At 58.4% G+C, this 21,665-nt stretch carries 18 protein-coding genes; 7 read left to right on the top strand and 11 right to left on the bottom strand.

Features of this window, described 5'->3' with window-relative positions:
* Positions 1-50: 50 nt before the first annotated feature.
* Genes AC1DIH_RS15695 through AC1DIH_RS15685 form a run of 3 tightly spaced genes read right to left on the bottom strand, consistent with a single transcriptional unit; the run spans position 51 to position 2,978 of the window.
* On the bottom strand, positions 51-1,193 hold the full coding sequence (locus AC1DIH_RS15695; RefSeq protein WP_477772367.1) for a hypothetical protein: 1,143 nt from the start codon (positions 1,191-1,193) through the stop codon (positions 51-53).
* Between the two features lie 42 nt (positions 1,194-1,235).
* Positions 1,236-2,657, bottom strand: a complete 1,422-nt coding sequence (locus tag AC1DIH_RS15690; protein ID WP_477772418.1) for an undecaprenyl-phosphate glucose phosphotransferase — start codon at positions 2,655-2,657, stop codon at positions 1,236-1,238.
* Positions 2,658-2,669: 12 nt separating this feature from the next.
* The gene (locus AC1DIH_RS15685) at positions 2,670-2,978 is read right to left on the bottom strand and encodes a hypothetical protein (RefSeq protein WP_477772366.1); all 309 of its coding nucleotides are present in this window, start codon (positions 2,976-2,978) and stop codon (positions 2,670-2,672) included.
* Positions 2,979-3,753: 775 nt separating this feature from the next.
* Here AC1DIH_RS15685 and AC1DIH_RS15680 point away from each other — a divergent pair.
* The 3 genes from AC1DIH_RS15680 to AC1DIH_RS15670 are packed head-to-tail and all read left to right on the top strand — an operon-like array spanning position 3,754 to position 7,964.
* Positions 3,754-4,422 (top strand): ABC transporter ATP-binding protein, encoded by a 669-nt coding sequence (locus AC1DIH_RS15680; protein WP_477772365.1) that lies wholly within the window; start codon positions 3,754-3,756, stop codon positions 4,420-4,422.
* Between the two features lies 1 nt (position 4,423).
* A complete protein-coding gene (locus AC1DIH_RS15675) occupies positions 4,424-6,901 on the top strand; it encodes an ABC transporter permease (protein WP_477772364.1) in 2,478 nt (825 codons plus the stop codon).
* Positions 6,891-7,964 carry a lipocalin-like domain-containing protein gene (locus AC1DIH_RS15670; protein ID WP_477772363.1) on the top strand — a complete coding sequence of 358 codons (1,074 nt, stop codon included), beginning with the start codon at positions 6,891-6,893 and terminating at the stop codon, positions 7,962-7,964. Before AC1DIH_RS15675 ends, AC1DIH_RS15670 begins: the two co-directional genes overlap by 11 nt.
* Positions 7,965-8,266: 302 nt before the next feature.
* On the opposite strand, the gene AC1DIH_RS15665 is transcribed toward AC1DIH_RS15670, so the two are convergent.
* Both AC1DIH_RS15665 and AC1DIH_RS15660 read right to left on the bottom strand, forming a co-directional pair.
* A complete protein-coding gene (locus tag AC1DIH_RS15665; protein ID WP_477772362.1) occupies positions 8,267-9,025 on the bottom strand; it encodes an anti-sigma factor family protein in 759 nt (252 codons plus the stop codon).
* Entirely contained in the window at positions 9,018-9,530 is a 513-nt protein-coding gene (locus AC1DIH_RS15660) for a sigma-70 family RNA polymerase sigma factor (RefSeq protein WP_477772361.1), read from the bottom strand. The genes AC1DIH_RS15665 and AC1DIH_RS15660 overlap by 8 nt, the downstream gene beginning before the upstream one ends.
* A gap of 148 nt (positions 9,531-9,678) precedes the next feature.
* Here AC1DIH_RS15660 and AC1DIH_RS15655 point away from each other — a divergent pair, with 148 nt between their 5' ends.
* Positions 9,679-10,650, top strand: a complete 972-nt coding sequence (locus AC1DIH_RS15655; RefSeq protein WP_054596721.1) for a metallophosphoesterase family protein — start codon at positions 9,679-9,681, stop codon at positions 10,648-10,650.
* Positions 10,651-10,663: 13 nt separating this feature from the next.
* On the top strand, positions 10,664-10,984 hold the full coding sequence (locus AC1DIH_RS15650; protein WP_477772360.1) for a cupredoxin domain-containing protein: 321 nt from the start codon (positions 10,664-10,666) through the stop codon (positions 10,982-10,984).
* A 252-nt stretch (positions 10,985-11,236) separates the two neighbouring features.
* On the opposite strand, the gene AC1DIH_RS15645 is transcribed toward AC1DIH_RS15650, so the two are convergent.
* Together AC1DIH_RS15645 and AC1DIH_RS15640 are read right to left on the bottom strand one after the other, a co-directional pair.
* A complete protein-coding gene (locus tag AC1DIH_RS15645; protein ID WP_477772359.1) occupies positions 11,237-11,512 on the bottom strand; it encodes a hypothetical protein in 276 nt (91 codons plus the stop codon).
* A 35-nt stretch (positions 11,513-11,547) separates the two neighbouring features.
* On the bottom strand, positions 11,548-11,817 hold the full coding sequence (locus tag AC1DIH_RS15640) for a DUF6124 family protein (RefSeq protein ID WP_477772358.1): 270 nt from the start codon (positions 11,815-11,817) through the stop codon (positions 11,548-11,550).
* Between the two features lie 283 nt (positions 11,818-12,100).
* Here AC1DIH_RS15640 and AC1DIH_RS15635 point away from each other — a divergent pair, with 283 nt between their 5' ends.
* Positions 12,101-14,911: an RHS repeat domain-containing protein gene (locus tag AC1DIH_RS15635; RefSeq protein WP_477772357.1), complete on the top strand. Its 2,811-nt coding sequence runs from the start codon at positions 12,101-12,103 to the stop codon at positions 14,909-14,911.
* A 78-nt stretch (positions 14,912-14,989) separates the two neighbouring features.
* Here AC1DIH_RS15635 and hglS read toward each other — a convergent pair whose 3' ends face one another.
* From hglS to glcD, 4 genes are all read right to left on the bottom strand, one after another.
* The gene (gene hglS / locus AC1DIH_RS15630; protein ID WP_477772356.1) at positions 14,990-16,387 is read right to left on the bottom strand and encodes a 2-oxoadipate dioxygenase/decarboxylase HglS; all 1,398 of its coding nucleotides are present in this window, start codon (positions 16,385-16,387) and stop codon (positions 14,990-14,992) included.
* Between the two features lie 110 nt (positions 16,388-16,497).
* Positions 16,498-17,715, bottom strand: a complete 1,218-nt coding sequence (gene glcF / locus AC1DIH_RS15625) for a glycolate oxidase subunit GlcF (RefSeq protein ID WP_477772355.1) — start codon at positions 17,713-17,715, stop codon at positions 16,498-16,500.
* A 3-nt stretch (positions 17,716-17,718) separates the two neighbouring features.
* The gene (glcE, locus tag AC1DIH_RS15620; RefSeq protein ID WP_477772354.1) at positions 17,719-18,777 is read right to left on the bottom strand and encodes a glycolate oxidase subunit GlcE; all 1,059 of its coding nucleotides are present in this window, start codon (positions 18,775-18,777) and stop codon (positions 17,719-17,721) included.
* On the bottom strand, positions 18,777-20,276 hold the full coding sequence (gene glcD, locus AC1DIH_RS15615; RefSeq protein WP_477772353.1) for a glycolate oxidase subunit GlcD: 1,500 nt from the start codon (positions 20,274-20,276) through the stop codon (positions 18,777-18,779). Before glcD ends, glcE begins: the two co-directional genes overlap by 1 nt.
* A gap of 219 nt (positions 20,277-20,495) precedes the next feature.
* On the opposite strand from glcD, the gene AC1DIH_RS15610 reads away from it, so the two are divergent.
* Positions 20,496-21,569 carry a diguanylate cyclase gene (locus AC1DIH_RS15610; RefSeq protein ID WP_477772352.1) on the top strand — a complete coding sequence of 358 codons (1,074 nt, stop codon included), beginning with the start codon at positions 20,496-20,498 and terminating at the stop codon, positions 21,567-21,569.
* The last annotated feature ends 96 nt before the right edge of the window (positions 21,570-21,665 follow it).

Below are 21,665 nucleotides of genomic sequence, written 5' to 3'. Positions count from 1 at the left end.
CAGTAAATGGCGCAAGCGCCTAAACTGCATTTTTAACATCAGAAAGCTACTCAGGTAGATATAATCCGCTCCACAATGGGCGGGGACTTCAAATGGGCATAACGACTACGTAACCTGTCGAGAAGAAATTCGCTTGGGCTCTTGGTACAATAGAGATAAATTTTGTATAGCCCGCCAAACCCCATATTAATATAACGAGTCGCCACTTCCTCATCGTTTTGTCCGTCCGGCAAGCCAAGATGAAGTGTCAGTTTTTTTTCCTCGACAGCAAATAACGGTGTATGCCAAAGGAGTTGGGCTGCACCCACCTTGGGTAGTCGGACAAACATATAAGCGTGGTTGCCCAGTGTATCAATATCACCGCCACGTCTTCTTTTCCATTCGAGAAGTCCGTCGTCTGGACGGGCCAGGCAAGTACCGATGTCATAATAGTCAAAGCCATTGTTTATTGCCCACTCAAGCTCCATAAATGTAGTGATCGAGTTGACTTCATTCAGCCTTTTGGCATCTGAAAAAACCGCCTCAGGATAGCCAGCCCGTATCATGCTCCAGTAGCGCTTTCCGGCCCGGGTAATGACGCATGCAAGTTGGCATGCAACAATTTCGTCTTCCAGCAATATTAGATCGAGCCGCCCGAAAGTCTTTGCTATCCTTAAAACTTCATGTGTGGCGATTTGCGAGGCGGCAGTGCCATGCCTTGCAATAGCATAGGGTTGAAGCATTTCCCGGTCGGCTCTTTCAATTTCGTCGTCCGTCAGCGCCTGCTTCATTCGGTAGCGCGACTGGTTCTTGCGTATGTTTCGACGTAACTTACTATCGTATCCCGCCGTGATATCGTCAATGGAGCGACCCAGCGGCACGATAGCACTCAGAAAGTGAGGCACATACAACGCGCCGAAGGTGGGCATTTCACTGACCAGAACCGTACGGTTCGATTGATCCGATTCCGATTTGCTGTCGACCACAGGAGACTCCACCCCCATGAGAACCTTGGCCATCTCCCGCTGTGCTCTTCTTCCCACATAGAGGATGTCGTAAGGACTGTCTTGGCGCAGCTTGAATCTGACAATTTCCCAGCGCCAGAAACAGGCTCGCCCAAGTATGTCTCGAAGCCAGGCTGCAGTTTTTCTTAGCTCAAATCGTATTGAGGGAGATATGAGTTTTCGGATCGGCACCGCTAAATACGCTTTCATTTCCGGCACTCTGTGTGGTTTATCAGTCGCTTACAAGACTGGCTAATAGGCTCGCTTGCCGGTGAAGGCAAACAGCGTTCGCAGAAGAATGACGAAATCGAGCCAGAGCGACCAGTTGTTGATGTACTCAATGTCAGACTCAACACGCTGAATCATCTGCTCTATATCTCTCGTCTCACCGCGAAAGCCACGCACCTGAGCCAGGCCTGTGATGCCTGGCTTGATATTGTGACGCGCGAAGTAGTCTGCGATGCCAGGCGAGTACTGCGCATCATGCTGAATGGCATGCGGGCGAGGCCCCACCAGGGACATTTCCCCCATCAAGACGTTGAACAACTGTGGTAGCTCATCCAGGCTAGTTCGCCGAATAAAGGCTCCAACCCTGGTCATGCGCGGATCATTCTTTTCTGCCTGCTTGACGATGCCGTCTTTGGGCTGATGGACGACCATGCTTCTGAACTTCCAGATACGAAAAACTCCACTCCACCCCATGCGCTCCTGTCGAAAGAACACCGGTCCAGGGCTATCGACCTTGATGGCAATCGCTATAGCCACCAGCAATGGAGCCGCCAGAAGCAAGATGAGAAAAGCCAAGACTTTGTCCTCAAAATTCTTCAGAAACAGACGCATCCCCATCAGCGGAGTTTCAGACAAAGTCAGCACGGGAATACCGGCAATTTCACGAACGCTGTGATTGATCAAGCGCAGTGAAAAAATGTCAGGCACCCAATTAATAGCAATGTGCTTATCAAGTAGCTTTAAGTAAACGTCCTTTATGACTACCGAGCCATCCAGCGGTGTAACGAAATATACGGTGCGAATGGAATGTCGCACGATTAACTTATCAAGGTCAGAGATATTGCCCAGTATCGACAAACGTTGCGTGCTTTCTGAACCCTCCTTCCCTCGAACATCGCGCGACCCAATCAACACACAACCGACCACCCGTTCACCCAGCCAGGGATTATTGCTTATTTTCTGGTGAAGGAAACTGGCGAGCTCCCCCGAGCCAATAATAAGGGCGGCTTCCAAGTGATCCGGGTGGGTCAAGAGTTTTTTCTGCACTTCGAGTGTCGCCAGGTGCAAAAGCAACTGAGCGAAATATCCAATAATAAATAACTGCGCAACCAATAAGCGCGAATACTGTTCACTTTGTTTGGTCAGAAAGGCCATGACAACGAGAAAACCAAAAGCGGCAAGCCACGCCTTTAAAAGCTTAAAGGCTTTGACGGTAAATCCAACATTGCTTCGGTAAATAGCATAATGGTCGTACACGACGGCCAACGCCCCAAGCAGCAACAGGAGCATAATGACATAAGCCTGCGTTATAACGCCGATATGATAATCGATCAAATACCATGCGATACCGATCACAGCAACAAAATCGAGACCGGCCTGAATAGCGTTACTGGTACTGCTTCGTCGCTGGAGTATGGAGCGGCTACTGCTGGGTTCGAATATCATCATTAGACCTCATTAAATTGAGAATCCAAAACGCTTATCTATTAAGTAATAAAAGGCAGTGAAGATATAATTATTAATTAACTTGTCAGCGTTGAATGATCCATCAGCGGCGCACCGCAGCTTCGATGATTCGCACCACATTGGCAGCTCTCCTGGTGCCAGAGCCTTGAGCAAGTTGCCCTGAACCATCAGTGCCAGACCCTTCTCGTAATACTTGCTGGCCTTGTCAGCCGGCGAGGAGCAGGCCGCCAAGCCAACAGAACAGACTGCAAGGAGCGCGACCCAGGCGTCTTTGCCAACATTGCTCAAATACCTCTTCATCGAATTCACCCCCCCTTGGAGGTCAATGCGGAATATGAGCCGCCAGCCGTGGCACAGCCAATCTCGTAAAATCTTGTAAGCGCTTATCTGCAGCAGCAGGCGCTTCGCAGGCTCTCCATATCCGTCTTGCCACGGTATAGCCCAGCGTGGACAAACCATGTCAGCAAACTGACATGATCCTCATGTTGAAAAATGGTCAGGCGTCAGGCTATCTGCCATCAAGTGCCGTCAGATAGCGGCTCTGCCTGTGGTTGAGGCATTACAGACGCTGTAAAGAAAGCGATAAACGGTCGTAAGGCTTGAGTTACAAGGGTTACAAGATGTAGGTGTGTCATTTTTGAGTCATCTGTTTTTTGACGCTTTTTGCACGTTAGATGGCATTTCTTGCGCTTTAAGTGCGTGCTGCTAGTGTCAAAAAATGACCAGTCACTCACTCGCCATATTGATCGGGAGCGAGAGAAGTCTCATGACGAGATACCTGAAGGAATTGCTGCTGGTTTGTACCTGCTGAAGAGCGCTGGCTACTACCTGGAACGCCTGAACGCCATGGGCATCGGGTTAACACCGTCGGTCCGCGTGAGCCGGTCAGCGCTGTGTCCGCCGCCAATTGCAGCGCCGACACCAACGTGATCTTGCGTTATGGCGGTACGCGCACGGTCTACATCCAGACCAGCGTGACACCCGACCAGGCGCCATCGGCTGCGCGAAGGGGAGACTTGGGCGTTCAATCCTGTCCGCTATCCTTGATCTCACCTTCTGTTGAACGAGCGTTCCCATGCTTGAAGTGCACGGCGTGTTCAAGAGCTACGCCACCCCGCAAGGTCCGTTGGCGGTGTTGCAAGGTGTCGACTTGCACCTGGCGCAAGGCAGCAGCCTGGCGCTGATGGGCGAGTCGGGCAGTGGCAAGAGCACCTTGCTGCACTTGATTGCCGGGCTCGACAAGGTTGATCGCGGCAGTATCCGCATGGGCGATCAGCGCCTCGAGCAGATGAACGAAGGGCAACTGGCAAATTGGCGGCGCACTGAAATCGGCCTGGTGTTCCAGCAGTACAACCTGATTGGCAGCCTGCGGGTCGAGGACAATCTGGCATTCCAGGCACGCCTGGCCGGGCGTCATGACCTGCGTTGGCAGACGCACCTGGTTGCGCGGCTGGGGTTGGGGGATTTGCTCCAACGTTATCCGGAGCAGTTATCCGGCGGTCAGCAGCAACGGGTTGCTCTCGGTCGGGCGCTGGCGTCGCGTCCGCGTCTGCTGTTGGCCGATGAGCCGACCGGCAGTCTCGATGAACACACCAGCGACGAGGTGCTCGACTTGCTGCTGGAGCTGCTTGATGACAGCCCCAGCAGTTTGTTGATGGTCACCCACAGCCCACGGGTTGCCGCACGGCTGGCAGAAAAAGTGCTGTTGCACGGTGGGCGCCTGGTCGACGCAGGCCAACGCTGATATGGACATTCTGCGTGAAACCTTGCGCGCGCTGCTCAGCCATTGGCGTCAGCACCCGGTGCAGTTTTTCAGTGTGCTGACCGGGCTCTGGCTGGCCACCGGCCTGTTGACCGGGGTGCAGGCGCTGAACAGTCAGGCGCGAGAAAGTTACGCCCGCGCCAGTCAACTGATTGGCGGTGAACCCCAGGCCAGCCTCAGTGCGCCGAATGGTGCGACCTTCTCTCAGGCGTTGTTCGTCGACCTGCGCCGGGCGGGTTGGCCGGTGTCACCGGTGTTGCAGGCGCGACTTCAACTCAAGGGGCATGAAGACCTGCGCTTGCAGTTGATGGGCATCGAACCGTTGTCGTTGCCCAGCGGTTCGGCGCTGGCCGGACAACACCTCGACATGGCGCAGATGGTCGATTTTGTCGGCCCGCCAGGCCGTACCTGGATTGCCCCGTCAACCTTGCAGGCGCTCGGTTTGCGTGAGGGCGCTCAACCACAAAGCCTGAACGGGCAGACCTTGCCGCCGTTGCACAGCCAGGTCGACATGGCCCCCGGCGTGCTGCTGGTGGACATCGGAGTTGCCCAGCAGGTGCTGGGTTTGCCGGCACAGGTGTCGCGCCTGTTGTTACCCAGGGATTTCGCCGCCACCGAGCCTCAGCTACCCAGCGAATTGACGGGGCAGTTGCAACTCAAGCGCAGCGGCGAGGAAAACAATCTGGCGCGGCTCACCGAAAGCTTTCACCTGAACCTCGACGCGCTGGGGTTTCTGTCGTTCGTGGTCGGCTTGTTCATTGTCCACGCGGCTATCGGTCTGGCGCTGGAGCAACGTCGCGGGTTGTTCAGAACCCTGCGCGCCTGTGGCGTCAGCGTGCGAAGGCTGATCTTCTGCCTGAGCCTTGAATTGGGTGGGCTGGCACTGCTCGGCGGGTTGGCCGGGGTGGTCAGCGGTTACCTGTTGGCCAGCCTGCTGTTGCCGGATGTTGCCGCCAGCTTGCGTGGTTTGTATGGCGCCGAAGTGGCGGGGCAGTTGAGCCTCAGCCCGCTGTGGTGGTTCAGCGGGCTCGGTTTGAGCCTGCTCGGCGCACTGCTGGCCGGGGCGAACAGTTTGCTGCGGGCGGCGCAATTGCCGCTGCTGGCGTTGGCCAATCCGCAAGCCTGGCATCAGGCTCACGCGCGCTGGTTGCGGCGTCAGGCCTGGGTGGCGGCAGTCGCTGCGGTAATCGGCCTGATCGCGTTGACGTGGGGTGACAGCCTGGCCAGCGGTTTTGTGTTGATGGCTGCGTTGTTGATCGGTGCCGCATTGAGTTTGCCGGTGCTGCTCGACGCTGTGTTGAATCGGCTCGTGGGGCGTAGCCGGTCAGTGCTGGGGCAATGGTTTCTCGCCGATTGCCGTCAGCAACTGCCTGCCCTGAGCCTGGCCTTGATGGCGCTGCTGTTGGCGCTGGCGGCCAACATCGGTGCCGGCAGCATGACCGCTGGTTTTCGTCAGACCTTCAGTGATTGGCTGGAGCAACGGCTGACTGCCGAGCTTTACGTCACCCCGCAGAACCCGGCGCAGGCCACCGAACTGCAGCAGTGGCTGCCGGGACAAAAACTCAACGCGGTGTTGCCGAGCTGGCAGGTTGCGGTGTCGTTGCAGGGCTGGCCGGCGGACCTTTACGGGGTTATCGACCATCCGACCTATCGCGAGCATTGGCCGTTGCTTGAAGCGCTGGGCGAGCGTCCCTGGGATCAGTTGGTGGCGCACGACACGGTGATGCTCAGCGAACAACTGGCCCGCCGACTCAAGCTGCGGCTCGGTGACCACCTGAGCATTCCCACGCCACAAGGCGCGTGGTCACCGCAATTGATCGGGATCTATGCCGACTACGGCAACCCCAAGGGGCACTTGCTGGTCAACGCGGAACACCTGCTGCGTTACTGGCCGCAACTGACGCCGAGTCGCTTCAACTTGCGTATCGATCCGGCGCAAATCCCGGCGTTGCTGACGGCGCTACAGGCGCGCTTTGCCCTGGATGACAGCCGCATCGTCGATCAGGCCCGGCTCAAGGGCTGGTCGACGCAAGTGTTCGAACGGACCTTCGCGGCGACGGCGGCACTCAACAGCCTGACCCTCGGCGTGGCCGGTGTGGCGCTGTTCATCAGTTTGCTGACCCAGAGTCAGAGCCGTCTCGGGCAACTGGCGCCGTTGTGGGCGCTGGGCGTGACGCGCCGACAATTGATGCTGCTCAACCTCGGGCAGACCTGGTTGTTGGCCCTGCTGACATTGGTGGTGGCATTGCCCTTGGGGCTGGCGCTGGCCTGGTGCCTGGACACGGTGATCAACGTTCAGGCGTTTGGCTGGCGCCTGCCGTTGCGGGTGTTCCCGTTGCAACTCGTGGAATTGATGGGGCTGGCGATGTTGGCGACGTTACTGGCCTCGGCCTGGCCATTGTTCAAGCTCTATCGCACGCAACCGGCGGACCTGCTGAGGAGCTTTGCCCATGAGGATTAACTGGGCCGTTGGCGTGTTGTTGCTGGCATTGACGGGGTGCGATGACTCATCGACGCACGACGAAAGTTTCGCCGGGCTGGGCAGTGAAGCGGCGGCGTTCCAGCAAGTGACGCCGGGCCGGGTATTCAGCTTTCCGGTCGATCACGGTGCCCATGATGGTTACCGCGTCGAGTGGTGGTACATCACCGCCAACCTCAAGGACCCGCAGGGCCGGGAATTTGGCGTGCAGTGGACGTTGTTTCGCAATGCGCTGAAGGCCGGGCCCGAGCAACCCGGCTGGGCCAGCCAGATCATCTGGCTCGGTCATGCGGCAGTGACCTCGGCGACCGTTCACCACGCCGCCGAGCGTTATGCCCGCGGTGGCGTCGGCCAGGCCGGGGTTCAGAACGTACCGTTTGCGGCGTGGATCGATGACTGGCGCCTGAACACTCAAACCGACACCGCGAACCCGTTGACCGAAATGCACATGCAGGCCAGCGGCAAGGGCTTCAACTATCGGCTGCGCCTCACCTCAAATAGGCCATTGGTACTGCAAGGCGAGCAGGGCTTCAGTCAAAAATCCGAGCAGGGCCAGGCGTCGTACTACTACAGCCAGCCGTTCTTCCAGGCCAGCGGCAGCCTGGAAATTGATGGCAAAACCTATCAGGTCAGTGGGCCGGCGTGGCTCGACCGTGAGTGGAGCAGCCAGYCGCTGACGGCGAACCAGACCGGTTGGGACTGGTTTTCCCTGCACCTGGACAGTGGCGCGCAAGTGATGCTGTATCGGATTCGACAGAAGGACGGAGGGGTGTACCTGACCGGCAGCTGGATCAACCCGGACGGCAGCGTTGTGCAACTCTCGCGAGACGAGATCAGCCTCACGCCGTTGGCGTCTTCCGAGGTGGCCGGGCGGCGTTTGCCGACACGCTGGTCAATCAAGGTCCCGGGTAAAGGCCTGGACATCACCAGCAGCGCGCTGAACCCCAGGGCGTGGATGGATTTGCGCATTCCCTACTGGGAAGGACCGGTGCAATTGAGCGGCAGCCATGCCGGCAACGGGTATCTGGAAATGACCGGGTACTGATCCAGAGCGCCGCCGGGTATCTATGCGCTCTTGCTCAGGGAAACAAGGGTGGTCGGATTGGTTCGTTTTTTTTCGTTACAAACAAATTAGCGGGAACATTGTGTCCAGATTTATTCAGAATTTGTGAGCGGACAGAACGTTTGCGTTGCATTAAAATCTCCCCGTTCGCTCAGTGTCAGGGCTCTTTACCGGTGCATGGATTGCCAGGCCATAACACTGGGCGAACACCTTTCTCCAGGCGCGATAAACAACATTTCATGCTGCGCCTCATCACACCGACAACTTTCAAGTCACACCTCTCGTTAAAAAGCACCCTGTTCCAGCAACTGGCTGAAGGTTTCCAGTTCGGTTTTCTCCAGATCGGATATCACGATAAAACGCATGTGATTGTGTTGCCACGCGACCACGTTGTAACCGCGGATGAACTGGTTTTGCCGGGGCTGATCGGTTTCTGTCGTCGGCACCATGAACACGTTGATGATGTGCTTCGCCCGTCCGTAAGACAGTGCAGCGGTCGTCTGGTGTTGCAGGTAATCCAGGCGCCCACCGAGTAAAGGGAAACCCTGTGCCGAGAAGTCGAACACTGGCGGCGAAAAATCCAGCTTGCCAGTAAACCAGGGCTTGACCGTGTGCCGGTCGGAGGACACGACATCGTTCAAGTGCTGGGCCATCAGCGAGCGCACATGGCTGGACACCGCTTCCTCCAGCCAGGGTTGCTCAGGCGAAGGCGTGGCCACATACAGCACCAGGGCCATGGCCAGTGCGGCCGCGGAAAAAGCCGGCGCCAGCCACTTGCGCATGGCATCTCTCAACGCTTGCCAGGGAGAGGTCGGTGACGGGAGATTGACGAAGATCTGTTGAATCAGCGCATCGGGCGCCGCGTAATACGGCGCATAGGCCTTGACGCTGGTGATCAGCCGTTGCATTTCGTCGTGCACGCGTTGGCAGTCGACGCAGTGCGACAGGTGCCCGGCGACGTTCGCAGTGGTCGTTGCATCCAGTTCATGGTCCAGGTAGCCATGAATCAATTCGTGGCAGACCGTGCAGTTGATCTCATTCATGGCCTTGCAACTTCAGTAGTTCCAGCTTGAGCATGGCGCGAGCCCGGGCCAGTCTCGACATGAYGGTTCCCAGAGGTATGTCGACCACCTTCGCGATGTCCTTGTAAGGCATGTCCTCCAACTCCTTGAGGACGATCATTTCGCGAAAGGCCGGGGGCAGGGCGCGCAGTGCCTGTTGAACCCGTGCGGCGTCTTCGGCCCGCATGGCGAGCAGTTCCGGTGTCTGGCTGTGGCTCAGGGCAACGTTGTCTTGCGAGATTTCATCGCCGATGGCGACCCAACGATGGCTGGCCGAGCCCTTTAGCCAGTTGTAACTCTCGTTGCGGACGATCGTCAGGAACCAGGCCTTGGCATTGCCATCGGCAAAGCGATGCAGAAATCTGAACGCCTTGAACGCGCTTTCCTGCACCACATCATGTGCCGCGCTGTCACTGCCGGTGAGCCAGCGCGCGAGGTTGTAAGCGGCATCCATATGCGGTGCAAGCAGCTCCTCAAATCGCTTCATAGTGCCCCAGCCTTTGCCCCCTATAACCCGGATTCGCTGCGTTTTATTCCCGGAATGAAAAATATTTTTTTCCCGGGAATAAAACCTCGACCGGCTCGGTTGTACATCCTGTCAGTTCATCAATGTAGACCGCTACGAGGGCGTTCCCATGAACATTCGTCCGGCATCACATGAAAAACGTACAGATGGCCCCCTGGACCCCGACCGCAGGCACCTGCTCAAGTGCTCGGCGTGGGCGGGTGCCGGTGTCATCTGGGCATTGAGCGGTGGGATTCCGCGAGCGTTCGCCCTGGGCGAAGATGGCCAGGTGAAGGACCCGAAAGCGCTGGACAGCACCTTCCACTTCGTACAAATCAGCGACTCGCACATCGGCTTCAACAAGGAAGCCAATCCCGAACCGCTGAAGACCTTGCAGGTCGCCATCGACAAAGTTATCGCGCTGCCGAAACGGCCTTCGCTGATCCTGCACACAGGGGACATCACCCACCTCTCCAAACCGGAGGAATTCGATACTGCCGCGTCTGTGCTCAAAGGCCTGCCTTCAACCGTGCACTACATTCCGGGCGAGCACGACACCCTCGATGAGGGCGGCGGAAAGCTCTACCTCGAGCGCTATGGCAAAGGTACCAAAGGCAATGGCTGGTACAGCTTCAACGACCATGGCGTGCACTTCATCGCGCTGGTCAACGTCTTCAACTTCCAGGCCGGCCATGAGGCGACGCTCGGTGCCGAGCAACTGGCCTGGCTGCAGGATGATTTAAAGGCGGTGAGCACCAGCACACCGGTTGTGGTGTTTACCCACATTCCATTGTGGACGATCTACCAGCCATGGGGCTGGGGCACCGAAGACGGCGATCAGGCCATTGCCATGCTGCGCAAATACGGTTCGGTGACGGTCCTCAATGGCCATATCCATCAGGTCATCCAGAAAGTCGAGGGCAACATCACCTTCCACACCGCACGCGGCACGGCTTACCCGCAACCCGCACCCGGTGTCGGGCCAGCTCCGGGACCGATGACCGTGGCAGCCGATCAACTGCGCAACTACCTGGGGATTACCGAGGTAAAAGCGACGCAGGGCGATCATCCGTTGGCACTGATCGATTCGACACTCGTTTGAGGACGGCGCTGACATGAAGCATTTACTGCGTGTAGTGGTCTTGGGTTGCTTGATGGTGTCGATACCGGCGTGGGCAGAAGGGATCAAAATCGATATCAAGGAATTCATGTTTGCGCCCAAGGACGTGACGGTAGCGGTGGGCACCACCGTGACCTGGGTCAACGACGATCAAACGGTCCATACGGTGATGGAAACCCACAAGGTCTTTCATTCAGCGGCGCTCGACACCAACGACCAGTTTTCCTATCAGTTCAATACGCCGGGGACGTTTGAATACTACTGCGCACTGCACCCGCAGATGGTTGGGAAGATTATTGTCAGTGCGGCGAAGTGAGGGGCGTTGCAACACAGAAAAATGGGTGACCCCAGGGGTTGATGACGGTCAATCAAGTGAACGCAAAGTTCGAAACAGCAACGATCAAATGTGGGAGCGAGCCTGCTCGCGATGACGGTTTTACATTCGGCATCAATGTTGACTGTCACACCGCTATCGCGAGCAGGCTCGCTCCCACAGGGGACTTGCTTCGTTTTACAGAATGCATTTCCTTTACAGACCGGCATTAACCCCTGAGATCGCCTATTTTCATTACTGCGCCGACACCTGCGCTTGCAGTCGTCGACCAATGACATCCAGCAAATCACAACCGTCGCGCAGCGGAATCGCCAACACCCGTGCAAAGTCCTGCAAAACGACGGCATCGTTGTGGGGGGCTTCACGCAGGGCAAGATTCTCCAGCAACTGCGTCACCGCACTGATGCGGTAAGCGGCGGTGTCGTGCAGCACGTCGAGCGGTGCTTCGGTGTCGATGAGCAGCGAGTGAAAGTTGTTGTCGATCCCGGTGATGGGCATGTAGCGAGCCATGGCTGTACCTCCATTGGATAAACGAACCTGAACACTCAGTGACGAACGCCGGATGCCAAATCAGGCATATCGAGGTGCTCCAGTGCCCGGTTGACCATCAGCTCGGCCAGAACGGTCAATTGCTGAATCGCCAACGCAACGCTGCGACGCGAGCCTTCGAGTTCAAAGGCCAGATCGGTGGCCATGGCATTGAGCGAGGCGAGGGTTTCGGAGGTGTGGATCAGCAGGGTTTCGGTGTCGACGTCGACGGTGAGGGCGAAGATAGAGCTGGCAGGGCTGGGACGATTGGGGATGATCTTTTTCATTGGCTTGTTCCTGAAATCAAATCAAGAAAAAGCGCCTGATTGAATTTATAGGCGCTCGTGCACCTAGATTTTTTGAAGGGCTTCCACCCCCTTGTCGCTGATTTTGCAGCGACAAGCGAAGGCTATTCGCCTGGCCCACCCGGCACAAGTTCACCAAAACCGCTACAGCGTGCAGGAAATGTCCGAAGCTCGTGTTTCTGCTGTCTCTCGCCCAAGAGCCCGTTTCAAGCGGCCCTCAGCATGTTCGTCTAACCTCCGGTGATTGTGCATCGAGAGCCTGCCGATGGAACCCGAGTACGCTGTGCACCGCAATACCCCCACGCTGGCGGTAGTCGACGCTCGTGGCTTGGCCGTGGCGTCCGTTGCCTATTACCGCAAGGCCAGCAGCGATGCGTGGCCTGAGACGCGAGTAACGCGCGAGACTTTCGATGCGGCCGGTCGATCGCTGGCCAATTGGGACCCGCGTTTGGGCTCAGGCAGTACGCCGATTGCCTCGATGACTCGTGTGCCTGGCTTGTCGGGACAACCCTTGTTGACCATCAGCGTAGATGCCGGCTGGCGGTTGGCATTGCAGGATGAAACCGGGCAGGTTCGGCAGAGCTGGGATGGAGCGGGGAATACAACGCGCTTTGACTATGACTCGATGGGCCGGCCACTGAGTATCGAGCAAGCCCCACCCAAGACTGCCATGCAGTGTGTGGAGCGGTTTTATTACGGCTCGGCTGAATCAGAGGTCAGCGCTCGAAATCAGTGTGGTCGATTGATTCGCCATGCAGACACCGCCGGGGCACGCGAGGTGCCCGACTACAGCCTGCGAGGGGAACCGCTCACGGAGTCGCGGCGTTTTCTGGCAGAACTGGATCCTCCGGGTTGGCCGGCTGACGAACACCAGCAGGATGCCTTGCTTGAACAAGGAGCGGACAAAATCTACAACACCCATTGGCAATACGATGCGTTGGGTGGCGTGCTTAAACAGTTTGATGCCGCCGAACATACTCGGCGCTATGCCTACGCTGTTCAAGGGCAATTGCAGAGTACCTGGCTGACGGTTGCCGGCAAGCCGGAACAGGTGTTGGTCAGCGACATGGCCTATAACGCGTTGGGCCAGATCGAACGGGAGAAGGCGGGCAATGGCGTCATCAGCAGCAGCGCCTACGATCCAGCCGATGGCCGACTGCGGCGGGTGCTCGCATGTAAAGGTGAACGGCACCTGCAAGACCTGCATTACGATTATGACCCGGTGGGCAACATCGTCTGCATGACCGATGCATCCCAACCCGTCAGTTGGTTTGCCAATCAACGGGTCGAACCGGTCAACCGCTATCGCTACGACTCGCTCAATCAATTGATCAGCGCCACCGGGCGTGAAGTGGCGTCAGCCGGAAACGGTCCGGCGTTACCTGAGCTGATCTCACCGCCAGATCCCGCCCGACTGCAGCACTATACCCAGACCTGGTGTTATGACGCAGGCGGCAATCTGCTCGAACAGCATCACAGTGGTAAGCCCACGCACGTCATGCTCGTTGATCCTGGCAGCAATCGCGGGTTGACCCAGGTCGAAGGCCAAGAGCCAGACTTTGCTGCGAGCTTCGATGACAACGGCAATCTCAAATTTCTCGCACCCGGGCAAGCGATGCGCTGGACGACTCGCAATCAACTGAGCGAAGTCCTGTTGGTGACCCGCGCAAACGGACAAAGCGATAGCGAGCGTTATCTCTACGACAGTGCCGGTATGCGGGTGCGCAAAGTCCGTCATGCGCTGGCGGCAAGCGTGATCCGGAATACCGAAGTGCGGTACTTGCCGGGGCTGGAGATTCGTAGCGAAGGGGCGGACAGCCCCGACGAAGTGTTGCAGGTAATTAATGTTCAGGCGGGACGCAGCAGTGTCCGGCTTTTGCACTGGGCGCACGGTCAACCGGATGAAGTCGAAGAAGATCAGTTGCGTTACAGCCTCGACGACCATTTGGGCAGCAGCACGCTGGAACTGGATGGCCGTGGCAACTTGATCAGTTATGAGGGGTATTACGCATATGGCGGTACGGCCTGGTGGATGGGGCGTTCGCAGGTTGGGGCCAAATACAAGTGTGTGCGTTATTCCGGGAAAGAACGGGATGTGACCGGATTGTATTACTACGGCTTCCGGTATTACGCGTCGTGGTTGCAGCGGTGGATTAACCCAGACCCGGCCGGGATTGCTGATGGGTTGAATGTGTTTTGTATGGTGGGGAATAGTCCGGTGGGGCGGCGGGATGTGATGGGGTTGTATAGTGGGGAGGGGGACATCCATGAGCAGGGGACTGAACAAGATTTCAAGATTATTTCTCGTGGTCGTGCGCAATTTGAAACACGTCATCTCGAGGTATTTGACCAAGCTTTGCTTCTTGCGCATAAGGTGCTTGTCGAGTCAATAGTTGTTCTTGGTAGTAACGATGTCCAAGGTGAAGCGCTTAGGGATGTGAGTGAGATATATGGTCGAATTGCAGTGTCTGCCGAGGATATGCTTAGTGAGTTTAGAAAGATGAGGAGTTTGGTGTCCGATTACTTTAAGAATGGCGCGCTGAGTGATCAAATAGTCTTTGTAAAAGCCAAAGATAAAGATCGAAAGGCCATAGCTTTTGTTCGGCGTTATGATGACGGGCGGCGACTTTTTTTGACGCCTTATTTTTTTGACACTCAAGAAGGGATCATTCCACTGGTTAGGACCATTCTTCATGAGAGCTCGCATATAGTGTCCCATACAGTGGATTTTTATAATCATTTTGAGAGAAAAAATGAACCGGTTTTTTTGTCTGATAAATATAGTGTTCAGGAACTCGATAAAGGCCTTTTGAGAATGGGGCGTTCTCGTACCAAAGATGTTTTTGATGTCTCAATGGATATTACAAAGGGTGAGATTTCTGACGATCGCTTGCAGTCTGTGTTCGGAAGTTCTGATCGGCAGTCGATAGGGTTTGGAGTTCTTAAAGGTGGAGGAATTAGAGATAAGATGATTTTAAGTAATGCGGACACTAAAGCTGTAGTGGCTCTGTACGTAGGCCGACGCGCTTTGCATAATTATGTAACTTCAAAGCAGTCGACCAGCTCTGCTCATTAACTGCTACCGCGCAACTCTCGTGCTATTACAACCAGCCCTTTCCTTGGGCTGGCGTGTTGGGTTCAGTGGGCGAGCCACTCAGCTCAGCAACGGCAGATTAAGCGCGGCGCAGCACTCCTCAATCGACCTCCGCTGCGTATCGGCATACAGCGCCAGTTCATCAATAGTCGATCGCCCCAGCGCTTGTTCAAACGCCTGCCGATTCGAGTGCTCGCCGTAATGGGTTTGCGCCGCATCCCCGAGGTTCGACTGGAAAATCCCCGCTGCGCTGACCGGCAGAAAGTCTTCGTACACCAGCGGCACTGCACGGATGTACTCGGCGTCGAGCAAGCCTTGCAACGACGCGGCCCCGAGTTCCTCGCTATCAGCCGCCAGGCCCTTTTCTGTGACGAAGTAGCGAAAGTACGCCAGACCTTGTTCGCGCATTTCGCTGTAGCTGTCCGGGAAAGCTTTGAAATGCTCTTCCATCAGGCTGTTGTAGCGCGCCGCGTTGGCTTCGTTGGGGAAGTCCTTGAGTTCATCGCGGGCGGCGTTGAGCAGGCGGTCGTAGAGCTCGCGACCTTCAGGCGTCAGTGCGGCGCCGCGTTGTTCGATTTCGCCGAAGCGGGCGCTATGGCTGCCGAGGGCTTGCTGCTGATCGGTGAACGCAATCGGCTCGTCCAGCGCTTTGAAACTGGTCTGGCGCAGCAGGATCGGGCACTGGCGGCGCGGTGGGCCTTCGATTACCGCTTTGGGGGTGATGCCGTGTTCGGGCATTTTGGTCTGCACGATGTCGATGTCCAGCGTGCGCGGTGTCAGGTGGTTGATATGCGGGCCTTTGAAGGCGACGACGTCGGCAATCAACCGATGCTGGGCGCTGAGTTGTTGGTAGTGCGCGGCGGTGACGGTGGCGCGGTGGTGCCAGCGGAAGGTTTCCAGGGCCTGTTCGACGAAGTCCTCGGCTTGTTGCTCGTCGAGCCCGCCGTGTTGTTCGGCCTGCTCGATCAGCTTCAGCGCCTGCACGGTGAAGATCGAACGCTTGGCCAGCACCGATTCGGCAAACGTGCGCAGCTCGGGGTTTTCGATCAGCTCCAGGCGCAGCAGCGAGGTGAACACCCGGAACGGGCTGACCTGCAATGAGCTTTCATGCACGGCGCGGAACGCCGTGGAATGCACCGGCACTCCGGCCGGCGTCAGGTCGTAATAGCCGACCGGTTGCATGCCCATCACCGCGAACAAGCGGCAGAGGGTCGCCAGTTCTTGCGCGGTGCCGACGCGGATCGCCCCGTGGCGTTCCAGGTCCAGGCGCTCGATTTCACCTGTGCTGCGTAACTGTCGGGCAATCGCCGGATCGCTGTCGAGCACCTGGGCGTTGGTCTGCGCCACCAGTTCCATCAAGGCGCCGTAGAGCGGCACTTCTTCGCGGTACATGTCTGACATCGCCCGCGAGAAGCGTTGGCGGATCAGGTCTGGGCTGACGACGTTGTGGTTGCTCATAAACACGAATCCCGGCGCAGTGACAGTGGAGTAGGCCGATTCTGTTCGGCACAGGTGACGCTGACAAACGAAGTTTCTTCTGAACTTCATTCTGCAAACGACTGCTGCGTTCAGCGCGGCATCTGATCCACCAGCTCGATCCAGTGCCGGACGGGTGTCCGTCCGGCGCTGGCGAGGTGGCTCTGGCAACCGATGTTGGCGGTGACGATCAGCTCCGGTCGGCCGCTTTCCAGAGCGTTGAGCTTGTTGTCGCGCAGTTGCCGGGCGAGTGCCGGTTGGGTCAATGAGTACGTCCCGGCCGAGCCGCAGCACAGATGACTGTCGGGCACGCTGGTGAGGTTGAAACCGAGGCGGGTCAGTAGTTCTTCGACTGCACCGCCGAGTTTTAGCGCGTGCTGCAAGGTGCACGGGCAGTGGAAGGCAATTCGTCGTTCGGTGGCTGCGCACACTCGCTCCAAGGGTTCGTTGCGCAGGATCTCCACCAGGTCTTTGCTCATCTCGCTGACCCGTTTGGCTTTAGCCGCGTAGGTCGGATCGGTTTTGAGCAAATGCCCGTAATCCTTGATAAACGCACCGCAGCCGCTGGCGGTTTGCACGATGGCTTCGGCGCCGCTTTCCAGCGCGGGCCACCAGGCGTCGATGTTCTGGCGGGCGCGATTGAGTCCCTGTTCCTGAGCGTCGAGGTGATAGTCCAGCGCTCCGCAGCATCCGGCCTGGTGAACAGTGCCGACGCTGATCCCCAGTCGATCCAGCACCCGCGCCGCGGCGGCATTGGTGTTCGGTGACAAACCCGGTTGCACACAGCCTTCGAGCATCAGCACTTTTCGCGTATGCACCGTGGTTGGCCATTCTCCTGCTGGCGGCACGTCGCGTGGCAGTTTGGCTTCGAGGTCGCGCGGCATCAACGGTCGGAAGGTTGCACCGATTTGCAACAAGGCCTTGAACAGTCCGGGGTTTGGCGCCATCGCCCGCAAGCCCTGGCGCAACACGCGCTGGGCCGCCGAGCGCGGCACCGCCTGATCGACGACAGCGCGGCCAATGTCCAGCAGGTTGTGATAATCGACCCCGGACGGGCAGGTGGTTTCGCAGGCGCGGCATGACAGGCAGCGGTCCAGGTGCAATTGGGTCTGGGCCGTGGCGGGGTGGCCTTCGAGCACTTGCTTGATGAGGTAGATGCGTCCACGCGGGCCGTCCAGTTCATCGCCGAGCAACTGATAGGTCGGGCACGTGGCGTTGCAGAACCCGCAATGCACGCAGGTGCGCAGAATGCTTTCGGCCTCTGCCGCGCGGGGCAGGCGTTTGGCCTGTTCGCTGAGGGTGGTCTGCATGCTTCAGAACTCCGCGTACATCCGGCCAGGGTTGAACAACCCCTGAGGGTCGAGTTGGGCCTTGAGCTGTTGGTGATAGCGCAACAGCGCCGGCGCCAACGGCTGGAACGGCGTGTCGCTGACACCGTGGCTATAACAGGTGGCATGGCCGCCCAGATCCGCAGCCAGCGACTGGATGTCCGGCGCCTCGGTTTTCAACCAGCGTTGCGCGCCGGCCCAATCGATCAACTGTTCGCCGGGCAGCGTCAGCGGGCCGATGTTGTTCGGCAATGACAGACGCCACAACGGCAGCCCTTCATCGAAAAATGCCAGCTGTTGTTCATTCAATGCCTCCCAGAATTGAGCGTCCAGCACCTCGCCACCGAGGCGCTGATGAGCGGCGCTGACCGAACCTTCGCCGCCCTCCAGCCGCAGGTGCAATTGCCGGCCGTCATGGCACGCCGCGCTGATGGGCAGCGGTTGCTGGCCCCATTCGGCGAGTTTGCTCAAGGCGTGGGCGCTGTCGAGTTCCAGGCTGATGCTCAGGCATTGGCGCGGTTTGGGCAGGACCTTGAGCGAGACTTCGGTGATCACGCCGAGGCAACCGAAGCTGCCGGTCAACAACCGCGACAGATCATAACCGGCGACGTTTTTCATCACCTCGCCGCCAAAACGCAGCTGTTTACCGTTGCCGGTGATCAGCCGGGTGCCGAGCACAAAGTCACGCGCCGAACCGGCCCACGGGCGCCGCGGGCCTGATAGCCCCGCGGCGATCAGGCCGCCGACCGTGGCGTCTTCACCGAAGGAGGGCGGTTCACAAGGGAGCATTTGCCCGGCCGCATCCAGCGCCGCCAGCAATTCCCTCAGCGGTGTACCGCAGCGGGCGGTGATCACCAGTTCGGTCGGGTCATAGCTGACGATGCCGCGATGGGCGCGGGTGTCGAGCACCTCGCCAGCCACCTCGCGACCGAGGAAGGCCTTGCTGCTGGCGCCTTGAATGCGCAGCGGCGTGGCGTTCTCCCGGGCCTGGTTGATCTGCTCCAGTAACTCGGCGCTGGCGTCCCGGTCCTGTTCGGTGCGCATCAGAAACGCTCCAGGTCGGGGAAGGGCAGTTGCCCGCCGTGGACGTGCATGGCGCCGAACTCAGCGCAGCGGTGCAGGGTGGGAATGTTCTTGCCGGGATTGAGCAGGCCTTTGGCGTCGAACGCGACTTTGATTGCATGAAACACCGTCAGCTCGTCGCTGTTGAACTGTGCGCACATCTGATTGATTTTCTCGCGGCCGACACCGTGCTCGCCGGTGATGCTGCCGCCCACCTTGACGCAGAGTTCGAGGATTTTCCCGCCGAGAGCTTCGGTGCGTTCCAGCTCGCCGGGCTGGTTGGCGTCGAACAGGATCAGCGGGTGCATGTTGCCGTCGCCGGCATGAAACACGTTGGCCACTCGCAAGCCGTATTCACTGGCGAGTTCGGCAATCCCCTTGAGCACCCGAGGCAACTCGCATCGCGGGATGGTGCCGTCCATGCAGTAGTAGTCCGGCGACAAGCGCCCGATCGCCGGGAACGCCGCTTTGCGTCCGGCCCAGAATTTCACCCGTTCCGCCTCGTCGCGGGCCTGGCGCACCTCACTGGCACCGGCCCGTTCCAGCACGGCGCGAACCCGCAGGCAATCATCGCGTACATCGGCTTCGACGCCATCGAGTTCACACAGCAGAATCGCCTTGGCGTCCACCGGGTAACCGGCGTGAACGAAGTCTTCGGCGGCGCGCAAGGCCAGGTTGTCCATCATCTCCAGGCCCGCAGGGATGATCCCGGCGGCGATGATGTCCGCCACGGCGCCTCCGGCTTTTTCCACGGAGTCGAAACTCGCCAGCAGCACTTTGGCGGCCTGTGGTTTGGGCAGCAGTTTGACCGTGACTTCAGTGATGATGCCCAGCAATCCCTCGGAGCCGTTGAACAGCGCCAACAGGTCGAACCCCGCGCAGTCCAGTGCGTCCGAGCCCAGGGTCAGGTGTTCGCCTTCAATCGTCAGCACTTCCAGTTTCAGCACATTGTGTACGGTCAGGCCGTATTTCAGGCAGTGCACGCCACCGGCGTTTTCCGCGACATTGCCGCCAATCGAACAGGCGATCTGCGAAGACGGGTCCGGCGCGTAATACAGGCCAAGCGGTACAACGGCCTGGGAAATCGCCAGGTTGCGCACCCCCGGCTGAACCCGTGCAGTGCGGGCGGCGGGGTCGATGTGGAGGATCTGGTTGAAGCGCGCCATCACCAGCAGCACGCCTTTTTCCAACGGCAGCGCGCCTGCGGACAACCCGGTGCCGGCACCACGCGCCACCACGGGCACCCGATGGGCATGACAGAGTTTGAGCACGGCTTGAACCTGCTCGACATAGCGTGGCAGCAGTACCAGCATCGGCGTGGTTCGATAGGCCGAGAGCCCGTCGCACTCGTAGGGCTTGAGTTCTTCTTCGCGGTAGAGGATGTCCAGCTCCGGCACCTGCTCGCGCAAGGCGTTGAGCAAGGCATCCTTGTCGACCGGGGGCAGGGCACCGTCGATGCGTTCGTCGTAGAGAATGTTCATCAGATGACAAGCCTTCGGCAGCTGCTACAGAGGTGTGTTCAAGCCCGGGTTCTTTGTCATTTATAGTCAAAATTTCGACAGTGGGCCTGCCGAAGGGGCTATTCCGGGCCGCCAAGCGGTGATGGCTATTTGATTGCGCCCTGATAGACTTCCAGGCATCCCTGTCCGAGTTACTCGAAGTTTCAGGTCAGTAGTAGTGAAGAGGAGCTTTGTCCCCCTATGCACCATAAAGGAGGAAAGGGACTTTCACTGGCAAGGAGGCTTTACACATCGCGAATCCTGGGAATGGTCCTGGGCCTGCTCTGCGTGGGCGCGGCGATCATTCCGCTCAAACCGCCGCATTGGCTGTTGGCGCTGATGCTGTTCAACGGCCTTGTCTGGCCGCACCTGGCCTATCAATGGGCGCGCCGCTCGCCCGTGCCTTATCACGCCGAACACCGGAATATTCTGATCGACGCGTTCATGGGCGGATTCTGGGTCGCGGCCATGCAGTTCAACCCCTTACCCAGCACTGCCACGTTGTCGATGATGGCGATGAACAACGTCGCCATTGGAGGCCTGCGTTTTCTGCTCGTCGGCACGGTGGCTCAGCTGTTGGGTATGGGCGTTGGGTGGCTGATCTTCTTTCCGGTGATCATCGCGCAAACCAGCCCTGCTCAGTTGTATGCCTGTTTGCCGTTGCTGACGTTTTACCCCTTGGTGTTGGGCTGGATCTGCTTTCGGCAGGCCCACACATTGGGCAAACACAAACGCGAACTGCTGGCCCTGAGCCGCACCGACAGCCTCACAGGGCTGTTGAACCACGGCGCCTGGAAAGATGCGCTGGAGGTCGAGTTCCAGCGTTGTCAGCGCCAGCAGCGGGGCGGGGCGATTGCCTTGATCGACATCGACCACTTCAAGATGATCAACGACACCTACGGGCATGTGGCCGGCGATATCGTGTTGCGCCAGTTGAGCAAAGTTCTCAAGCAAAACCTGCGCGCCAGTGATGTGGCCGGGCGCTATGGCGGTGACGAGTTCTGCGTGATCCTGCCCGACGTGCCACTGGCCCACGCGGCCCAGGCGATGGACGCCTTGCGCGATCGGTTTTCGGGGCTGGGTTACGAGCAGAATCCGGCGTTGAAAGTCAGCCTGAGCATCGGCCTGGCCGCGTTCGACCCAATGCACACTGACGCCCTGCAATGGCTCAATGATGCCGATGAAGCGCTGTATGCGGCCAAGACCACCGGGCGTAACCGGGTGATCTGCCATGCCGATGGGCTGGTGCAGCGGGTGGCGATGGGGGTGGTTTGACGGTGATCGTTTAAAGACTGTCTAAGTAAGTTGTTGGCGCGTGTCCCAGGATACGACGAAACATAGTTGAAAGCGCAGCAGGTCTCGCCAGCCTGG

This window comes from Pseudomonas sp. 05N36, from assembly GCF_056397385.1.
This window is presented reverse-complemented; position numbering and strand designations above follow the sequence as displayed.

Bases quoted from the DNA above. Each gene is read 5' to 3' on its own strand.
- glcF (WP_477772355.1), bottom strand. From the start codon at position 17,715: ATGCAGACCACCCTCAGCGAACAGGCCAAACGCCTGCCCCGCGCGGCA.
- glcD (WP_477772353.1), bottom strand. From the start codon at position 20,276: ATGAACATTCTCTACGACGAACGCATCGACGGTGCCCTGCCCCCGGTC.
- AC1DIH_RS15675 (WP_477772364.1), top strand. From the start codon at position 4,424: ATGGACATTCTGCGTGAAACCTTGCGCGCGCTGCTCAGCCATTGGCGT.
- AC1DIH_RS15645 (WP_477772359.1), bottom strand. From the start codon at position 11,512: ATGGCTCGCTACATGCCCATCACCGGGATCGACAACAACTTTCACTCG.
- AC1DIH_RS15695 (WP_477772367.1), bottom strand. From the start codon at position 1,193: ATGAAAGCGTATTTAGCGGTGCCGATCCGAAAACTCATATCTCCCTCA.
- AC1DIH_RS15665 (WP_477772362.1), bottom strand. From the start codon at position 9,025: ATGAATGAGATCAACTGCACGGTCTGCCACGAATTGATTCATGGCTAC.
- AC1DIH_RS15680 (WP_477772365.1), top strand. From the start codon at position 3,754: ATGCTTGAAGTGCACGGCGTGTTCAAGAGCTACGCCACCCCGCAAGGT.
- hglS (WP_477772356.1), bottom strand. From the start codon at position 16,387: ATGAGCAACCACAACGTCGTCAGCCCAGACCTGATCCGCCAACGCTTC.
- AC1DIH_RS15685 (WP_477772366.1), bottom strand. From the start codon at position 2,978: ATGAAGAGGTATTTGAGCAATGTTGGCAAAGACGCCTGGGTCGCGCTC.
- AC1DIH_RS15610 (WP_477772352.1), top strand. From the start codon at position 20,496: ATGCACCATAAAGGAGGAAAGGGACTTTCACTGGCAAGGAGGCTTTAC.
- AC1DIH_RS15655 (WP_054596721.1), top strand. From the start codon at position 9,679: ATGAACATTCGTCCGGCATCACATGAAAAACGTACAGATGGCCCCCTG.
- AC1DIH_RS15635 (WP_477772357.1), top strand. From the start codon at position 12,101: ATGGAACCCGAGTACGCTGTGCACCGCAATACCCCCACGCTGGCGGTA.
- AC1DIH_RS15690 (WP_477772418.1), bottom strand. From the start codon at position 2,657: ATGATATTCGAACCCAGCAGTAGCCGCTCCATACTCCAGCGACGAAGC.
- AC1DIH_RS15640 (WP_477772358.1), bottom strand. From the start codon at position 11,817: ATGAAAAAGATCATCCCCAATCGTCCCAGCCCTGCCAGCTCTATCTTC.
- AC1DIH_RS15650 (WP_477772360.1), top strand. From the start codon at position 10,664: ATGAAGCATTTACTGCGTGTAGTGGTCTTGGGTTGCTTGATGGTGTCG.
- glcE (WP_477772354.1), bottom strand. From the start codon at position 18,777: ATGCGCACCGAACAGGACCGGGACGCCAGCGCCGAGTTACTGGAGCAG.